Source organism: Hymenobacter duratus (assembly GCF_014698995.1).
Taxonomy (GTDB): Bacteria; Bacteroidota; Bacteroidia; order Cytophagales; family Hymenobacteraceae; genus Hymenobacter; species Hymenobacter duratus.
This window is the reverse complement of record NZ_JACWZZ010000001.1, coordinates 970,312-987,533: the sequence shown is the minus strand read 5'-3', so window position 1 is coordinate 987,533 and position 17,222 is coordinate 970,312. Positions and strand designations below refer to the sequence as shown.

Below are 17,222 nucleotides of genomic sequence, written 5' to 3'. Positions count from 1 at the left end.
CTGCCGGCCCCATAGCTCGCGGCTGGGTGCTCCGCTGCGCCGGTTGGCGGCACACAGCGCATACTGCCGCCCGGAAGCTGCATGATGTTTCTGTGATGAGCTTGCCTTTCTACCGGCAAATGCGTTGTTTCAGAGAGAGTTTCACGCTATTCCTCAGGTATGCAAATACACCAGGTAGCCGGCCGTCTGGCCCGTGGCTGGTACTACTGCCGCAAGTAGTTCTGCCCTCCTGCGCGTTTTCAGCTCTGTCCCATTTTCATGGGATACCGGGCTCTGTCTCCTCTACTATTTCGGCTATCAGCCGACCTAATTGCCGCAGCGCCAATGTTTGCCGCAGCAATTCCGGCTTGGTTTCGTCTGGTGCGCGCCGGCTTACAGTTCCCATTCGCCCAGGTCTTCGCTACGGGCTATATGGTAAATCTCGTCACAGAGCATTTCTATCTGGTAGGCATTGGTGTTCGGGTTAAGTATCCAGTTGCTGATGGCCTGGCAATAGGCTTTCAACATCTCACTCTGGCCCAGGTGCTGCACATGCTCCTTATGGAAACTACGCAGGTGCGCCGCCGTTCGCTCCCGCGCCCGCGGACTGTCGGCAGCCGGCAGCTCAGCACTGCCCGATGAATCAAAATTTGACATAATCAATATTAATTTGAAAAAAACTATGTTACGACAGACCGCGAAACAGGGTTATCAACTGATGGGCCTCCACTGAAAACCTTCTGCCAGGCAGACTCTTATTGGTATCCGTCAGCGTGGCAGCTCCCGCTCGGAAACCGGCCTTGCCAGAGCTGGCCGGCTGGTTTTGCCAGTTCGGAACAGTTCGGTCTCCAGTGCTTGTTTCGTATTTAGCCTACTACGTCCGGCGGCGGCGGCACTTCGTAAGTTGGTTCATTCTCACTCTCTTCTCTATTTCTAATGACTCCATTGCTGAAACTTAAATCCTACTTCCTGGGGCTGCTTCTGCTGACTGCAGCCTGCTCGCAGCAGCGCCCCGCCGATGCCCAGACGCTCAGCCGCTCTACGGCTGGCGGCCTGCCCACCGACGCGCAGGCCAAAGGACTGGCCGTAGCAACACTGGCAGGCGGCTGCTTCTGGTGCACGGAGGAAGTCTTTGAGGAACTGAAGGGCGTGAAATATGTGGTATCGGGCTACGCGGGCGGCAAGGAGGCCAACCCCACCTACGAGCAGGTAGGCAGCGGCCGCACCGACCACGCCGAGAGCTTCCAGGTATACTACGACCCCAAACAAATCAGCTACCAGCAGCTTCTGGACGTATTTTTTCTGGCCGGCCACGACCCTACCACCCTCAACCGCCAGGGGCCTGATGCCGGGGCGCAGTACCGCTCCATTGCCTTCTATCGTACGCCGCAGGAAAAGCAGCTCATCGAAGCCACGATCCGGCGCGTCAATGCCGACAAGCACTACCCGAACCCCATTGTAACGCAGGTAGCACGCTTCACCAAGTTCTGGCCCGCCGAAGACTACCACCAGGGCTATTTCCGCCTGCACGCCGACAACCCGTATGTGCAGTCCGTCTCGACTCCGAAGGTGCTGAAATTCCGTAAAGCCTTTCCGCAGCTGCTTAAGAACCCGCTGTAGCCTCACTCTGCTGCCTGCTGAAACCGGCCTCCTAGCTACTTACATAGCTGGTTCGTAGCAGGCAGCACTTGTGGATTACCCACAGGTATATCTCCGCCCCTATATTCCTTGCAGTTGCCGTATCTTTCGTGCCTGCTCTGCCTGCCCTTTACACACCTCTATGCTCTGGTCTGATATCACTGAAACTGCTGCCGCGCAAACCCTGATGCGGGAGTTGCAGCCGGTACCGATGCTCGATGCGCTGCCGCATCTGGCCTGGCTTTCTACCCCCGACGGCACCGTCATTCACTGCAACAAGCGCTGGCACAGCTACACCGGAGCACCGGCCAATGCCTTGGCGGATGGCGGCTTCGTGGAATATCTGCACCCCGAAGACCGGGCCGAAGCCGCCGAAGCGCAGCTGCGTCATTTGCCCAACGGCAAAACCATGGAGCTGCACCTGCGCTGGCGGGGCCAGGACGGCCGCTACCGCTGGTACCTCGACCGGGTAGTGCCGCTGTATGCCACCAGCGGCCACCTGCTGGGCTGGCTGGGCACCTCCACCGACATTGATGAGCAGAAGCGCACCGAAATTCAGGAGCGCCGCGGCCGGGAGCTGTTTGAATTGATGGCCCGGGCCACCAACGACCTGATGTGGGACTGGGATATGACTTCGGGCCGCATGTGGTATAGCGAAGAGTTCTGGCAGATGGTGGGCTACCCGCCGCGCCCGGACACCGAAACGGTTTCCTTCTGGCTCAGCCTAATTCACCCCGACGACCTGGAGCGGGTGACCAATGGCGTGCAGGACGACCTGACGACCAGTGCTAAGCTGCTCGAATCAGAGTTCCGCCTGCGCCGCGCCGACGGTGTGTACCTTACCATTCAGGACCGCGCCTGCGTTATTCATGATGCCACCGGGCTGCCAGTGCGCATGGTAGGGGCTATGCGCAATATCTCGGCCGAGGTGGCCGCGCAATAGCCCGCTGCCGCCACACAGCAGAGCCCGCGGTACTGATCTGCGGACCGTTGCGTACTTTGGCCGTTCATCCTGACTGCCAAAATCTCCGCATGGCCCGTCCCGCCCTCGTTTCCAAGCTGCCCGATATCGGTACCAGCATTTTCTCTGTGATGACCCAGCTGGCGCAGGAATGCGGCGCCATCAACCTGGCACAGGGCTTTCCGGACTATGACCCGCCCGTAGCGCTGCAGCAGGCGCTGGCGCGGCACGCTGCTACGGCCGGCCATCACCAATACGCTCCGATGCCGGGCCTGCTGCGCCTGCGCGAAGCCATTGCCCACAAAACGGCCCGCGTCTACGGTGTGCCGGCCCCCGACCCGGCCACGGAAGTAACCATCACCTGCGGCGCCACGGAGGCGCTTTATGCGGTGCTGGCGGCCGTAGTGCATCTGGGAGATGAAGTGCTGGTGCTAGAACCGGCCTACGACCTCTATGGTCCGGCCATTCGGCTGCAGGGAGGCATACCGGTTTATGTGCCCCTGGAAGCCCCCGACTTCCGCCCCGACTGGGAACGGGTGCGGGCCGCTCTCACCCCGCGCACCCGGCTCGTCATGCTCAACTCGCCGCACAACCCCAGCGGCGCCGTGCTAAGTGCTCAGGATTTGGACCTGCTGGCAGATCTGCTCCGCAACACCGATACGTTCGTGCTCAGCGATGAGGTGTATGAGCACATGGTATTTGATGGGCAGCCGCACCAGAGCGTACTGCTGCATCCGGAGTTGCGGGAGCGGGCCTTTGTGCTGTCTTCTTTCGGCAAAACCTACCACGCTACGGGCTGGAAAATGGGCTATTGCATAGCTTCGGCGGCGCTTACGGCGGAAGTACGCCGGGTGCATCAGTTCCTGACTTTCGCCGTGAGCACGCCTACGCAGCACGCGCTGGCCGATGCTCTGGAAACCGACACGACCCACGACCAAAGCCTGCCTGACTTCTACCAGCACAAGCGCGACCTGTTCCGCAGCCTGCTGGCCGGCTCCCGCTTCGAGCTGCTGCCCGTGCCCGGCGGCTATTTCCAGCTGGCCCGCTACCGGCAGATTTCTATCGAAGGGGATGTGGCGTTTGCCCGGCGGCTCACGCGTGAGGCCGGGGTAGCCGTGGTGCCGGTGTCAGCGTTCTACCACAATGGCCACGATGCAGGACTGATTCGGTTCTGCTTCGCGAAGCAGGACAGTACGTTGCAGGCAGCGGCACAACGCATGGTGAGCCTGTAAGCCCTCAGGCTGTTACCGTGTCAGGGCGGCACGTGAGCCACCTGACCAGCCGCAAGCTTCTCAGGCACAACTACTCGTATATTTCAGACGCTATATTCAGCCTACCCAGGCGAGTGTGTCGTATTATTGATGCAAAATAATTATATAAATTATAGTATTATTCTACTTGTTCGTAGCTTATCTTTTGCGGCGCTGACGTACTCTGTAGTCCCGCCCTGCTCTTCACTGTTGCCTCACTCCCATGGCTGACCTCACTGTTTCTTTTGTGCAAGCCTCCTTACAGTGGCACGATCCGGCGGCTAACCGTGCGGAACTGCAGCGGCATATCGGTGAAATATCCATTGCCACCGACCTGATTGTGCTGCCCGAAATGTTCACTACCGGCTTCAGCATGGATGCCGCCCAGCTGGCAGAAACGATGGCCGGGCCCACGGTAGCCTGGATGCAGGAACTAGCCGTTGCCCGTGATGCCGTAATTACGGGCAGCATTATTATCCGGGACGAGCAGGAAAACTACTTCAACCGCCTGCTGTGGGTGCGCCCCGATGGCAGCATCAGCTATTACAACAAGCGCCATCTGTTTTCGATAGCCGGCGAGCAGAACGTGTACACGGCCGGCACCGAGCGGCTGATTGAGGAATGGCGCGGCTGGCGCATCTGCCCGCTGGTCTGCTATGATCTGCGCTTTCCCGTCTGGAGCCGCAACCCCATGCACCAGCCCTACGACCTGCTGCTGTACGTAGCAAACTGGCCGGCCTCGCGCCGCACGGCTTGGATGACGCTGTTGCGGGCCCGAGCCATAGAAAACCTGGCCTATACAATGGGAGTGAATTGTGTCGGCATCGATGGCAATAGCCTAGCCTATGCCGGCGACTCTGCCCTGCTGGATATGCGCGGTGAGTATCTCGTGGAGGTAGGCAACCAGGAAACCGGCATCACCCGCTCCCTGCGCCGCGCCGATCTGGAGGCCTTCCGGGAACGGTTTCCGGCACTCCAGGACGCCGACCCCTTCGAGTTGACCCAATCAGAAGAAGTAGCCCGCTAAGCGCAGTTGCTTTCAAAAACCCAAACAGAAGGCCCCTGCTACGCTACTGGAAGCAGGGCCCTTCTGTTTGGGCAGGGCGTTTCGGCTGTTTTCGGCTTACGGCTTACTTCACTACCAGCCGCTGCATACCTATCTGGCCGTCAGTCGTCTGACAACGAACCAGGTAGAGGCCCGCAGCTAGGCCCCGCAGATCGAGCTGGTGCTGGCGGGCGGGTGTGGCAGCCGTGCGCACTACGCGGCCCGTAAGGTCGAGGAGCGTGAGGCTTACGGGGCGGGCCGCTTCTACGGTAGCCATGGCCGTAGCCGGATTGGGGTAGAGCGAGAGGGGCAGCGCCCGGGCTGCGGCCCCGCGGGTGCTCAGCACCCGGTTGCGGGTAGTGGCAGCCAGCACGCCGCCGGCTTCCGTCCCGATGAACAGCTCCGGGGCGCCATCACCGTTTACATCAGCGGCAGCCAGCGCAAAATGGTTTGATTCGCGGTTGCCGAGGTAGCCGTCGTCATAGGCCCCCGTGGCAGCGTTGTAAAACAAGCCGGTGCGCTCCAGGAAAATGCCGCTTTGGGCTCGTAAGTTGGCAAAGAATTTCACCGTGCCAGTAGCATCTATAGTGACCAGATCCGGCATCGTGTCGCCATCAAAGTCTGCTACTACTGGGTACAGTTTGGCCGGGCGCGTGCCCGCTGCCGTACGAATTTGCCCAAAGTCGCTGTTGGTCAGCACAAAGGCGCTTTCCACCGGGCTGGTGCCATTGTTGCGGAAGTACCACAAGCCTTGGCCCGCCGGAAAGTCAGAGCGGTTAGAATAGGTGCCGTAGAGCATATCCAGGTAGCCGTCGTTATCTACGTCAAAAAACGTCACGGCATCATCGGCATCGTTCGGCACGTTTTCGATGTACCGCATATTCGCCGTATCGAAGTTGGGGGCCTGGCCGGCAGCGGCCAGATTCTGGTAGTAGCCCAGAAACTGCCGCCGCCCAATGGAGTAGTAGCCGATGCACACCAGGTCCGGCGCACCGTCGCGGTTCAGGTCGGCGATGGTAGGCCGAAGTCCGCCGAACTTCTTGGACGACAGATTGAGATAGTCGCTCGTGATGAGCTGATACACGGGGCGCGTAGCCGTGCCGGTATTACGGTAATACGCCAGCGACGCCACCAGAAAGCCACCCGGCGCATCGCGGCGCAGGCCGGAAACCAGCAGGTCTTGCCGGCCATCGGCATCCACATCCAGAAAAACGGGCGCAGCCTGCGTGCTGGTTTCAATCATGTCCTTCTGCAGAAAATCAGGCTGTCGGAAATCGAAAACAGGTGCTGTACCGGTGCTGGTATTGGCATAGTAGCTCACCGTACGCCGGATTTCGATGCTGTCGAGGTTGTCGTAGACGTTGGGGGCCACCAGCAGATCGGGACGGCCGTCGAAGTTCACATCCAGGTGGTAGGCAGCCGGGAAGTAGGGAATCCGGACGGCGGTGGCAACCGTTGGAAAGTTGGCATTGGCACTGGTCATGGCAGCCACCTGCGGTGTGCCCTGGTTCAGCATCGACACCAGCTCGGTGCAGTAGTCGCGGCCCATCAGCGCGTCCTGGTCGCCGTCGCCATCCAGGTCAATCAGCGTCAGGTTGCTGCCGAAGGTGTGCTGCACCTGGCCCGGCCGACAAATAACAGGTGTGGCGCTGAACAGGTAGGAGCCGCACGTACCCAGGCAGTTGCGGATATTGCCCCACACTTCGTTGGTCAGCTGAAAGTTGAGCCCCCCACAGGCGCCGGTACTGATGTTCTGGTACTGCGTGATAATGCGGTTGCTGTCCCAGTCGACGACCAGAATATCGAGGCGGCCGTCGCCATCCACATCCTTAATAGAAGGCAGATTGTTGCCCGTGTTGATGTTGATGGGCGAAGAGCCCGTGAGCACCGCCCGGATCTGGGCAACAGCGAGCTGAAACTGCGGCCGCCCACCCATGCCCGCTACGTTTCTGTACACCCGGATATCGGTGCCGTTGTTGGCGCTGGTAAACAGGTCGGGCCGGCCGTCGCAGTCGTAGTCGCGCAGCAGGGCCCAGTTCTGCAGGTCCGTCGGAAACAGCAGCGCGTAATCGGGGGCATATTGCCACTGGCGGCCGCCACCGGGAGCGGCGGCGTTGAGGTACGTCAGCACCCGCCTGGTCCGCCGGTCGAAGATGAACAGGTCGTTCTGGCTGTCGCCGTTCAGGTCGAGGCTGGAAAACTGGGGCGAGTCGAGGCCACCGGCCCAGGGGCTACGCAGGGTGTCGCCGGCCTGCACTACTTTTGCCACATCCCGGAATTCAAAGCCAAAAGCCGTATTTTGGGCAGTTGCTACAGTAGGCCAACCAACCACGAGCAGCAGAATCAGAACGGAAAACGAATGAATAGCGCGTTGAATCATAAACGAGAAGTTGTTTTCCGGGAGAACCCCGATTATTGCCAGCAGAACACAAAAATCAAGCCCTAAGTTACTACTCATGGAAGATATAGCGGCGCTCTACGACCGGTTTCGCGCCTGCACCAGTGTCAGCACCGATTCGCGTCAGCAACAGGCGAATACGCTGTTCTTCGCCCTCAACGGCCCCACCTTTCGCGGAGCCGACTTCGCACCCCAGGCACTGGCGCAAGGTGCCCGCTACGCTGTAGTAGATGATGCCGAGCTGGCCCGGCAGGCTCCGGACCGCTATACCTATGCCCCCGACCCGCTGCAGACGCTGCAGAATCTGGCCCACTACCATCGGCAGCAGCTCATTATTCCGGTGTTGGCCATCACGGGCTCAAACGGCAAAACCACTACTAAGGAGCTGGTACACGCCGTGCTCAGCCGCCGCTATCAGGTGCAGTACACGCGCGGCAACCTCAACAACCATATCGGCGTGCCGCTCACGCTGCTCAGCATCCGGCCCGGCGAACATGAGCTGGCCATCGTGGAAATGGGGGCCAACCACCAGGGCGAAATAGACCTCCTGTGCCGGATTGCGGACCCCACGCATGGTCTTATCACCAACATCGGCAAAGCCCATCTCGAAGGATTTGGGGGCGAGGAGGGTATTGCGCGGGGCAAGTCAGAGCTGTTCCGGTTTCTGGCGCAAGTGGGCGGTACGGCCTTCGTGAATACCCTGGACCCGAAACTGCCCGCCCTGGCGGAGGTAGTACCACAGCGCGTTTCGTACCCCGGCCCCGCCGATACGTACCCGGCCACGCTCATCAGTGCGGCGCCGCAGGTGGTGCTGCGCCTCTTCGACGGGTCGGTAGCGGAAGCCCATATCACCGGCGACTATAACTTCCCGAACCTGGCGGCCGCGGCCGCCGTGGGCGCCTATTTTGAGGTGCCGGCCGCTGACATTGCGCAGGCGCTGGCCGACTACGCACCCACCAATAACCGCTCACAACTGGTAAAAACCAGCCAGAACGAAGTAGTGCTGGATGCCTACAATGCCAACCCCAGCAGCATGGCGGCCGCCCTGCGCAGCTTTGCGGCCCGGCCCGGCGTCCCGAACTCCGCCAAAGTGGTTATTCTCGGTGACATGTTTGAGCTGGGGCAGGATAGCGCCGCGGAACACCAGGCACTGGGCGCGCTGCTGCAGGGCCTGCCGCTGGGCACGGTCGTGCTCATCGGGGCCGATATGGCGCGGGCAGCCGACGTGAGCCCTGCGTTCCACTACTTCGCCACCAAGCCCGCCGCCGCTGCCTGGCTGCAACGCCAGAACCTGCAGGACCGCCAGATTTTGATTAAAGGCTCGCGCGGCATGGGCCTGGAAACGCTGCTGGAGCTCGTATAAGCCAGTGTAGCGGTAAATGCACGAGTCATGCACTTATCCTGAGCAAAGCGAAGGACCTTCTTACGCCTGAACGATTCTGTTCAGACGTAAGAAGGTCCTTCGCTTTGCTCAGGATAACAAGGAGTTGTTCCGTCCTATTCTAAAAGGGGCTGTCGAATTCGGCCAGGGTGGGCAGCACCTGGTCTTTGGCAGAGATGGTCGGGTTGTGGACTCCCCAGTCGATGGCCAGCGCGGGGTCGTTCCAGAGCAGGCCGCCCTCCGACTGTGGAGCGTAGTAGTTGGTGCATTTGTATAGAAAGAGCGTGTTGTCTTCCAGCGCCGTGAAACCGTGGGCAAACCCAACCGGCACATACAGCATGTTGTAGCGCTCCGCATCCAGTTCCACGGCCAGGTGCTGGCCGTACGTGGGCGAATTGCGGCGGATATCCACTATCACATCGAGGGCACGGCCGGCCGCTACGCGCACCAGCTTGGCCTGCGCATAAGGTGGTTGCTGGAAATGCAGGCCCCGCACCACGCCCCGGTCGGAGCGCGACTGATTGTCCTGTACCCAGTCGCCTTCGATGCCGGCTTCCTGCATACGGCGGGCGCTGAACGACTCAAAAAATGCCCCGCGGGCATCCCCGAATACCCGGGGCAGCACTTCCACCACGTCTGGAATATCGAACTGCTTAAACTCCATGTAACTGGCTTATTTCTATAGATACGGAGGGTTCTACCGCGCCGCAAGGTAGGCAGATTTAGCCTCTGCCGGCACGTACTGCTCTTATTTGCGGCCCACGGCAGCTACTTCCTGCAGGTACTTGTTCAGCACAATTCGCTCATCGAACTTGGTTTCGGCGAGGTGGCGGCCGGCGCGGCCCATCTGCTCCAGCTCCGCGTCAGAGAGGCGCAGGATCTGCAGCATCTTGGCGGCTAGGTCCTGCGCGTTGCGCACTTCGCAAAGCAGGCCGTTCTGGCCGTCTACCACGGTTTCGCGGCAGCCGGGCACGTCCGTCGTCACGATAGGCTTGGCCATAGCCGCCGCTTCGAGCAGGGTTTTGGGCGTGCCTTCGCGGTAGCTGGGCAGCACCACGCAGTCCGCCTGCCGGATCTGGGCCGCCACGTCGTCGGACGTACCCAGGTATTCCACGTTGCCGGCCGTCAGCCACTGCTCAAACACGGCCCGCTTCACGCCCACGCCGCCACTTTCATCAATACCGCCCAGCAACTGAATGCGCGTGCCGGGCACGGCTTCCCGCACCAGGCGGGCCGCCTCGAAATACTCTTCCACGCCCTTCTCATAAAGTACCCGCGCAATCATCAGGAACGTGAAGGGCTGGTTGCGGGTGAAAGTAGCAGCGGGCCGGAACTTGTCGGTGGCTACGCCGGAGCCGGGCAGCAGGTCCGTAATGGCGGGGCGCACCAGGCCGTGCTGCAAAAACAGCTGCCGGTCGTCGTCGTTCTGGAAAAACACCTTGCGCGGAAACCGGAAAGCAAAGCGGTAGAGGCCCAGCGCCACCTTGCTCACCAGGTTTTTCACGATAAACACCGTGCCCAGCCCGCTCACATTGTTCACGCTCGGGATGCCGGCCAGCTTAGCCGCCAGCGTGCCATAGATGTTGGGCTTGATGGTGTAGTGCAGCACTACGTCGGGCTTTTCGCGGCGGTAGATGTCGTAGAACTGGCGCGTGAGCAGGGCGTCCTTGACGGGGTTGGTGCCCTTGTTTTCCATCGGAATGGGCACGTAGCGGCAGCCCAGCTCGGTTTCGAGGCGCTGCGAGTAGGCATCGGGCGGCGCAATGGCCAGCACCTCGTGCCCGGCGGCCTGCAGGGCCTGCACCAGGCTGCGGCGGAAGTTCCAGATGTTCCAGGAGGTGTTGATGACGATGGCGACGCGCATTCTTTGAAGTCAGGAGGTAAGGGGCAAGCAGGCGACAGACCGCCGGGCATTGGCGGGGCCGTTGCTGGCGCAAAGGTACGGTGCGGCCGGGGTGCGGTTGGAATGTGCAGCCGAAACTTGTTGCTGAGCGGGCTATAGCCGCGCTTGCGCGTGCCTTACCTTTGCCCGGCCGGCTGCGGCGTTGCCCTGTCGCACTTCACCTATTTATTCCCTAGAATGCCCGTTTCGAGCCTGCTTTTGCGTCTGCACCTCGTGGTGGTGCTGGCGTTCCTGTTGTTTTTCGCCCTGAAAGCAGGGCTGCTGCTGCTAAACCGCCTAGAAGCACTACGCTCCCTGCGCGCCCGCACCCGCATCGTGGATTCGGTGCTGGGCCTGCTGATTCTGGTGTCGGGCGGCACGCTGCTGGCGCAGTATCCGGGGGCAGTGCCGGCCTGGCTCTGGACCAAGCTGGCCCTAGTACTGCTGCTGTTGCCGGTAGGTATTGCGGCCATGCGCCGCCAGCACAAGGTAGGCGTGGTGCTCACGCTGCTGGGCTTCCTGTATATATACGGTCTGGCCGAAACCGGCAGCCTTTCCCTGCAACGCCCTACCCCGCCCGCCACGGCCGCCGTGCTGCCCGGCCTCGCCGAAACCACCGCCACCCCGGATGCCGCCGTGCCCATCGAAGACACCACGGCCCACCACCCCACCGGCCTCTCTGACACTGAGGCGGCGGCTATTGCGGCCGCCGCACCACCGGCCGCAGATGATTCAGCGCCGGCTGCTGCCCCCGAAACGCCCGTGCTGGCGGCTGGCAAGGCCTTGTTTCAGCAGAATTGCGAAGTCTGCCACGGCCCCGATGGCAAGCGCGGCCTCAACGGCGCCCACGACCTCACCAAGAGCAACCTGAACACCGCCGGCCGCGTGTACATGGTGACGCAGGGCCTGGGCAAGATGCCCGCCTTCAAAGGCCAGCTCACCGACGCCCAGATTCAGCAGGTAGTGGCCTATTCACTGACCCTGAAGTAGCATTCAACGTAGAGCGTACTACGGCATAGCTGCCCGCTCCCGCACTCCCTGTTCTCTCCCGTACTTTAGCCCCCTCCTCTCATGGCGAAGAAAACCAACTCCGGCGGCCGCCAGCACACCAACAGCACCCGCCACCCCGGCGCCGTGGACAGTGCCAAAGGCCGCGCCGGCCGCATTCTGGCCAAAGGCAATAAAGACGCCACCTACGAAACCTCTGTGGAAGCCGAAACCGCCGTGCTGGTGGCCGTGCCCGACAAGCGCCAGGCCGATGCCCGCACCCAGGAATACCTTGACGAGCTGGCTTTCCTGGCTGAAACGGCCGGCGTTACGGTCACAAAACGCTTCGTGCAGCGCCTCGACAAGCCCGATATCCGCACGTTTGTGGGCGAAGGCAAGCTCGAGGAAATCAAGGCGTATGTGCAGCACTCGGGCACCAGCATGGTTATTTTCGACGATGACCTGTCGCCTTCGCAGCTGCGCAACCTGGAAGCCGAGCTGAAGGTCAAAATCGTGGACCGCAGCCTGCTTATCATCGATATTTTCGCCAGCCGGGCTAAGTCGGCCACGGCCCGCACGCAAGTAGAGCTGGCCCAGTACCAGTACCTGCTACCCCGCCTCACCGGCCTCTGGACTCACTTGGACAAGCAGCGTGGCGGTGGCGTGAGCCAGCGTGGACCAGGTGAAACCGAAATTGAGACGGACCGACGCGTAGTGCGGGAGCGGATTGACTTCCTGAAAGAGAAGCTCAAGGACCTCGACAAGCAAAGCCACACCCAGCGCAAGTCGCGCGGCGGAGTAGTGCGGGTGGCACTGGTGGGCTACACCAACGTGGGCAAAAGCACCATCATGAATCTGCTGAGCCGCTCCGACGTGTTTGCCGAGAACAAACTGTTTGCTACCGTCGACTCCACGGTGCGCAAAATCGTGTTCGACAACATTCCCTTCCTGCTCTCCGACACCGTTGGGTTTATCCGCAAGCTGCCCACCCGCCTGATTGAGAGCTTCAAAAGCACGCTCGACGAAATCCGGGAAGCCGACCTGCTCATTCATGTGGTGGACATTTCGCACCCCACTTTTGAGGAGCAGATGGAGGTGGTGAACGAAACGCTCAAGGACATTGAAGCCGCCGACAAGCCCATGCTGCTCGTTTTCAATAAGATTGACCAGTACCGCGCCGACGCGCCCGCCTCGCCCGAGTTCGAGGATATGAACATTGATGAGGACGAGCCGGTGCGGCCTACTCTGGAGCAGCTACAGGACACGTATATGGCCAAGCTCCACGACCCGGTCATTTTCATCTCGGCGCAAGAGCGTGAAAACATCGACGAACTGCGGGCCCTCATCACGCGGCACGTGAGCAAGATTCACATGGAACGCTACCCAAACTTTATTCCGGGCTTCTCCGTAGAGGAGTAGTTTTTCGAAATAATGGCAAAAAGCCCCGACAAGATGTCGGGGCTTTTTTTGTGTTGGCAGTTTCCAGAATGTCAACACTTTTTTTGCCTCTTCATTCGCCAAAAAGGCCATTTTTATAAAATTCTCGCATTACAAGCTGCGTATTATTGTATTGTTTCCAATACATTGTATTCCACATTTTGCTTCTGCCACCACACAACCACTCAATCGACTCGAATGAAAAAAAATGTTTACGCCCTCGCGCTTTCTCTTCTCGGTCTGACTTCGGGTGCTTTCGCTCAGGAAGCTCGTCTCGCTCCTACCAGCGCTCCGGCTCTGGCCGGCCGCAGCTGCGCTGCCATGGAAGTGCTACAAGCCCAGATGGCCGCCGACCCTTCTCTGGCTCAGCGTATGGCCGCAGTAGAAGCCCAGACCCGCGCCTTTGAAGCCAATCCGGCTGCCAGCCGTGCCACAGCGGGCATCGTTACGATTCCGGTAGTTGTGCACGTGCTCTATAACACCGCCGCCGAGAATGTGCCTACCTCGCAGATTACGGCGCAGATTGATGTACTGAATAAGGACTTTGCCAAACTGAACTCTGATGCGGGCCTGGTGCCAGCGGCTTTTTCAGGGCTGGCGGCCAACACCAACATCCAATTTGTGCTGGCGAAGCGTGACCCCAGCGGCAATGCGACGACCGGCATCATCCGCAAATTGACCAAAACCCGCTCCTGGAGCACGAACGACGCCGTGAAAAACTCGAAGCGTGGCGGCGACGATGCGTGGCCCGCTGGTCAGTATCTTAACCTGTGGGTTTGCAACCTCGGCAATGGCCTGCTCGGCTACGCCCAGTTTCCGGGCGGCGCGGCCAGCACCGACGGCGTAGTGGTACTGTACTCCTCTTTGCCCGGCGGCTCGGCGGCACCATACAACAAAGGCCGGACGGCCACGCACGAAGTAGGCCACTGGCTGAACCTGCGCCACATCTGGGGAGATGCCAGCTGCGGCAATGACCTGGTGAGCGACACACCCACCCAGCAGACCGCCAACTACGGCTGCCCCTCGTTCCCGCACGTAACCTGCAATAACCAGGGCGACATGTCGATGAACTACATGGACTACACCGACGACGCCTGCATGTATATGTTCTCGACGGGCCAGAGCACGCGCATGAACGCGCTATTTGCCGCTGGTGGCAGCCGCGCTTCGCTGGCTACTTCACTAGGTGGCACGGCACTCCGCCAGATGGCAACTACAGATGCAACGGCTGACCAGGCGGCTATTCGCCTGTACCCGAACCCCGCAACCATGACGCTGAACGTATCGGTGCCAGTTGAGAAGGCCAGTGCCTATAGCGTGAAGGTATACGACCTGCGCGGCTACGAAATGAAGCAGGCTGCCTATGATGGCCAGGGCCATGTGGGCGTAGCGGCACTTCCGCAGGGGCTCTACCAGGTAGTTATTTCAGATGGACAGCAGACGATCCGTCAGCGTTTCCAAAAAGATTAGCTTACTTAGCGCCGATTCCGGACGGTGTTGCAGCACTCCGGTATCCCGCCCTTCTGATTTCCTACACTCACCGACACGAAAAGCCCGCCTCCTGGCGGGCTTTTCTATTTTACCCCGAAACTGCTGGTTATACCGAATATTGATATAATTCAAAAACAAACGTTTGTCTGCTAATCCCTTCAGGGCTAAACAGCAACTTTTTACCATCTGGGAGGGGTTTTTCAGAAATAGCCATAATTCCGCACATTGTTTTATCCATTACGTTTGAATATTTTCAATAAATTGGCCTTCTCGTTCTCTTTTCCTCAACCAACTCCTTTCTCACTCGCATGAAGAAAACCTTCTACGCATTTGCCTTGGCCGCTCTAGGCCTAGGCACCACAACGCAGGCCGTAGCGCAGCGCCAGTGCGCCTCTATGGACGTATTGGAGCGCCAGCTTGCCACGGACCCCAACATGGCGCAACGCCTGCAAAGCATTGAAAGCCAGACCCGGCAGTTCGAGGCCAACCCCACAGCGCAACGCGGCACAGCACTGCTCGGTACAATTCCGGTGGTAGTGCACGTTCTCTACAGCAATGCCAACGAGAACATCTCGGATGCGCAGATTGCCTCGCAGATTGCCGTACTCAACGAGGACTTCCGCAAGCTCAACTCCGATGTCAGTAAGACGCCGGCCGCCTTCGCCGGGCTGGCCGCTGATGCCGGCCTGCAGTTTGTGCTGGCCAAGCGCGACCCCAACGGCAATGCTACCACGGGTATCGAGCGTAAGTCGAGCACCAAAACCACCTGGGGCACTGCTGATGCCATGAAGAGCACCAGCACGGGCGGCCTCAACGCCTGGCCTGCTGGTCAGTACATGAACATCTGGGTGTGCAATATCGGCGGCGGAATCCTGGGCTACGCGCAGTTTCCGGGCGGCCCGGCCAGCACCGATGGCGTAGTAATCGGACCAAACTATTTTGGGCGTACGGGCTACCTGTCAGCTCCCTTTGACAAAGGCCGGACGGCCACGCACGAAGTAGGCCACTACCTGAACCTGCGCCACATCTGGGGAGATGCCAACTGTGGCAACGACCTGGTGAGCGACACACCTACTCAGCAAGCTGACAACGCCGGCTGCCCAACCTTCCCACGCCGCACCTGCGGCAACACCACCAACGGTGACATGTTCATGAACTACATGGACTACACCAACGATGCCTGCATGTACATGTTCTCGACGGGCCAGAGCACGCGCATGAACGCGCTGTTCGGCACCGGCGGCAGCCGGGCTTCGCTGCTGACCTCGCTGGGCGGCACGGCTCCCGGCGGTGGCACTACGCCTCCTCCTACCACCGTTACCTACTGCGCCAGCAAAGGCACGAATGTGTCGTATGAGTGGATTGATCTGGTGAGCCTGGGCAGCATCAACCGCAGCTCGGCCAGCAACGCCGGCTACTACGACGGCACGGCCCTGACCACGACCGTGACGGCCGGCACCTCGCAGACCATCAGCTACAGCGCCGGCTTCGCCTCCACGGCCTACACCGAGTACTGGAAAGTGTACATCGACTACAACCAGGACGGCGACTTCCTGGACAGCGGCGAGACGGTGGTGAGCCGGGCCGGCACGAGCAGCGCCACGACGCTGAGCAGCACGTTCACGGTGCCGGCCACGGCCAAGAACGGCAAGACCCGCCTGCGCGTGGTGATGAGCGACGCCTCGGCCACGAGCAGCTGCGGCAGCTTCAGCTACGGCGAAACCGAGGACTACTCCATCACCATCTCCGGTGGTACGGCCCGCACTTCGGCCCGCCTGGCTTCTGCCGACTATGGCGTGTATCCGAACCCAGCAACCAATGTGCTGAACATTGCTGTTCCCGCTGACCACGATGCCACCGCCGTAAGCGTACGCGTGTACGACATGCGTGGTGCCGAGCAGCGCCAGCTTCGTTACAGCGGCGAAGGACAGCTTGATATTTCGGGCCTGAGCAAAGGCATTTACATGGTGACCATTACGGATGGCCAGCAGGTATCGAACCAGCGCTTCGTGAAGGAGTAACTCCTTCTTCGTTTCCTGCAGAAAAAGAAAGCCCGCCACTCGGTGGGCTTTCTTTTTGGGCCTGCGGCAGCGTGGCATATTATTTTGCCGTTGTGCTTGCGCTGCGAAATAACCATTTTGCCGGGGTCGTAGTAAAGAGGCCTGCCTCCGGTCCGCTACTCTCTCCAACCCACCTACTTGCCGTATGAAAATCCTGTACCTGATGCGCCATGCCAAATCCAGCTGGAGCTTCGACGACCTCTCTGATGAGCAGCGCCCTCTCAACGACCGGGGCCGTGACGATGCCCCCCGCATGGGTCAGGCGTTGGCCCAGCGTGACACCCATATAGACCTGCTGTTGGCTTCTACTGCCGTCCGCTCACTAACCACCGCCGCACTGGTTGCGAAGGAAATCGGCTATCCGCACGAGAAGATTCAGGTGCGTCCCGAAATTTACCACGCCGATTTGCAGACCTTGTTACGCGTGGTGCGGGAGTCGCCGGACGAGGCAGATTCCGTGCTGCTGGTAGGCCACAACAACACCATCACCGACCTGGCCAACCACCTGATGGAAAGCCCGCTGAGCGAGGAGATGCCCACGGCCTCCATTGTGTGCCTGCATTTTCAGACGGAACGCTGGGCCGATGTGGACCGCAGCAACGCGGAGTTCTACTTCTTCGACTGCCCGCGCAACGCCGAGTAGCAACCCTACCCCGAGCGTCAGCTTTCTGGCCGGGAAAAAGCCCCGCTGCCTGCTGACCGCTCGGTTTACT

The 17,222-nt window shown here is 60.3% G+C and carries 14 protein-coding genes; 10 read left to right on the top strand and 4 right to left on the bottom strand.

Features of this window, described 5'->3' with window-relative positions:
- Nucleotides 1–372: 372 nt before the first annotated feature.
- A complete protein-coding gene (locus IC231_RS04075) occupies nt 373–636 on the bottom strand; it encodes a hypothetical protein (RefSeq protein WP_190783314.1) in 264 nt (87 codons plus the stop codon).
- 279 nt (nt 637–915) lie between these two features.
- Between IC231_RS04075 and msrA the strand changes: the two genes are divergently transcribed.
- The 4 genes from msrA (at nt 916) to IC231_RS04055 (ending at nt 4,855) form a co-directional block, all read left to right on the top strand.
- Complete coding sequence (msrA, locus tag IC231_RS04070; protein WP_190783313.1) at nt 916–1,599, top strand: peptide-methionine (S)-S-oxide reductase MsrA; 684 nt, start codon at nt 916–918, stop codon at nt 1,597–1,599.
- A gap of 160 nt (nt 1,600–1,759) precedes the next feature.
- The gene (locus IC231_RS04065) at nt 1,760–2,560 is read left to right on the top strand and encodes a PAS domain-containing protein (RefSeq protein ID WP_190783312.1); all 801 of its coding nucleotides are present in this window, start codon (nt 1,760–1,762) and stop codon (nt 2,558–2,560) included.
- Nucleotides 2,561–2,649: 89 nt separating this feature from the next.
- On the top strand, nt 2,650–3,810 hold the full coding sequence (locus IC231_RS04060) for a methionine aminotransferase (protein WP_190783311.1): 1,161 nt from the start codon (nt 2,650–2,652) through the stop codon (nt 3,808–3,810).
- A 241-nt stretch (nt 3,811–4,051) separates the two neighbouring features.
- Complete coding sequence (locus IC231_RS04055) at nt 4,052–4,855, top strand: amidohydrolase (protein WP_190783310.1); 804 nt, start codon at nt 4,052–4,054, stop codon at nt 4,853–4,855.
- Between the two features lie 103 nt (nt 4,856–4,958).
- Here IC231_RS04055 and IC231_RS04050 read toward each other — a convergent pair whose 3' ends face one another.
- Entirely contained in the window at nt 4,959–7,253 is a 2,295-nt protein-coding gene (locus tag IC231_RS04050) for a T9SS type A sorting domain-containing protein (protein ID WP_190783309.1), read from the bottom strand.
- Between the two features lie 76 nt (nt 7,254–7,329).
- Between IC231_RS04050 and IC231_RS04045 the strand changes: the two genes are divergently transcribed.
- On the top strand, nt 7,330–8,634 hold the full coding sequence (locus IC231_RS04045) for a UDP-N-acetylmuramoyl-tripeptide--D-alanyl-D-alanine ligase (RefSeq protein WP_190783308.1): 1,305 nt from the start codon (nt 7,330–7,332) through the stop codon (nt 8,632–8,634).
- A gap of 139 nt (nt 8,635–8,773) precedes the next feature.
- Here the strand turns inward: IC231_RS04045 and rfbC are convergent, their stop codons facing one another.
- Nucleotides 8,774–9,316, bottom strand: a complete 543-nt coding sequence (rfbC, locus tag IC231_RS04040; RefSeq protein ID WP_190783307.1) for a dTDP-4-dehydrorhamnose 3,5-epimerase — start codon at nt 9,314–9,316, stop codon at nt 8,774–8,776.
- Nucleotides 9,317–9,400: 84 nt separating this feature from the next.
- Nucleotides 9,401–10,516 carry a glycosyltransferase family 4 protein gene (locus IC231_RS04035; RefSeq protein ID WP_190783306.1) on the bottom strand — a complete coding sequence of 372 codons (1,116 nt, stop codon included), beginning with the start codon at nt 10,514–10,516 and terminating at the stop codon, nt 9,401–9,403.
- Between the two features lie 216 nt (nt 10,517–10,732).
- Between IC231_RS04035 and IC231_RS04030 the strand changes: the two genes are divergently transcribed.
- From IC231_RS04030 to IC231_RS04010, 5 genes are all read left to right on the top strand, one after another.
- The gene (locus tag IC231_RS04030) at nt 10,733–11,524 is read left to right on the top strand and encodes a c-type cytochrome (protein WP_190783305.1); all 792 of its coding nucleotides are present in this window, start codon (nt 10,733–10,735) and stop codon (nt 11,522–11,524) included.
- Nucleotides 11,525–11,605: 81 nt separating this feature from the next.
- Nucleotides 11,606–12,940, top strand: a complete 1,335-nt coding sequence (hflX, locus tag IC231_RS04025) for a GTPase HflX (RefSeq protein WP_190783304.1) — start codon at nt 11,606–11,608, stop codon at nt 12,938–12,940.
- A 216-nt stretch (nt 12,941–13,156) separates the two neighbouring features.
- Nucleotides 13,157–14,428 carry a M43 family zinc metalloprotease gene (locus IC231_RS04020; protein WP_190783303.1) on the top strand — a complete coding sequence of 424 codons (1,272 nt, stop codon included), beginning with the start codon at nt 13,157–13,159 and terminating at the stop codon, nt 14,426–14,428.
- A 329-nt stretch (nt 14,429–14,757) separates the two neighbouring features.
- Nucleotides 14,758–16,470, top strand: a complete 1,713-nt coding sequence (locus tag IC231_RS04015) for a GEVED domain-containing protein (RefSeq protein WP_190783302.1) — start codon at nt 14,758–14,760, stop codon at nt 16,468–16,470.
- A gap of 184 nt (nt 16,471–16,654) precedes the next feature.
- Nucleotides 16,655–17,152 carry a SixA phosphatase family protein gene (locus IC231_RS04010; RefSeq protein ID WP_190783301.1) on the top strand — a complete coding sequence of 166 codons (498 nt, stop codon included), beginning with the start codon at nt 16,655–16,657 and terminating at the stop codon, nt 17,150–17,152.
- Nucleotides 17,153–17,222 lie beyond the last annotated feature (70 nt).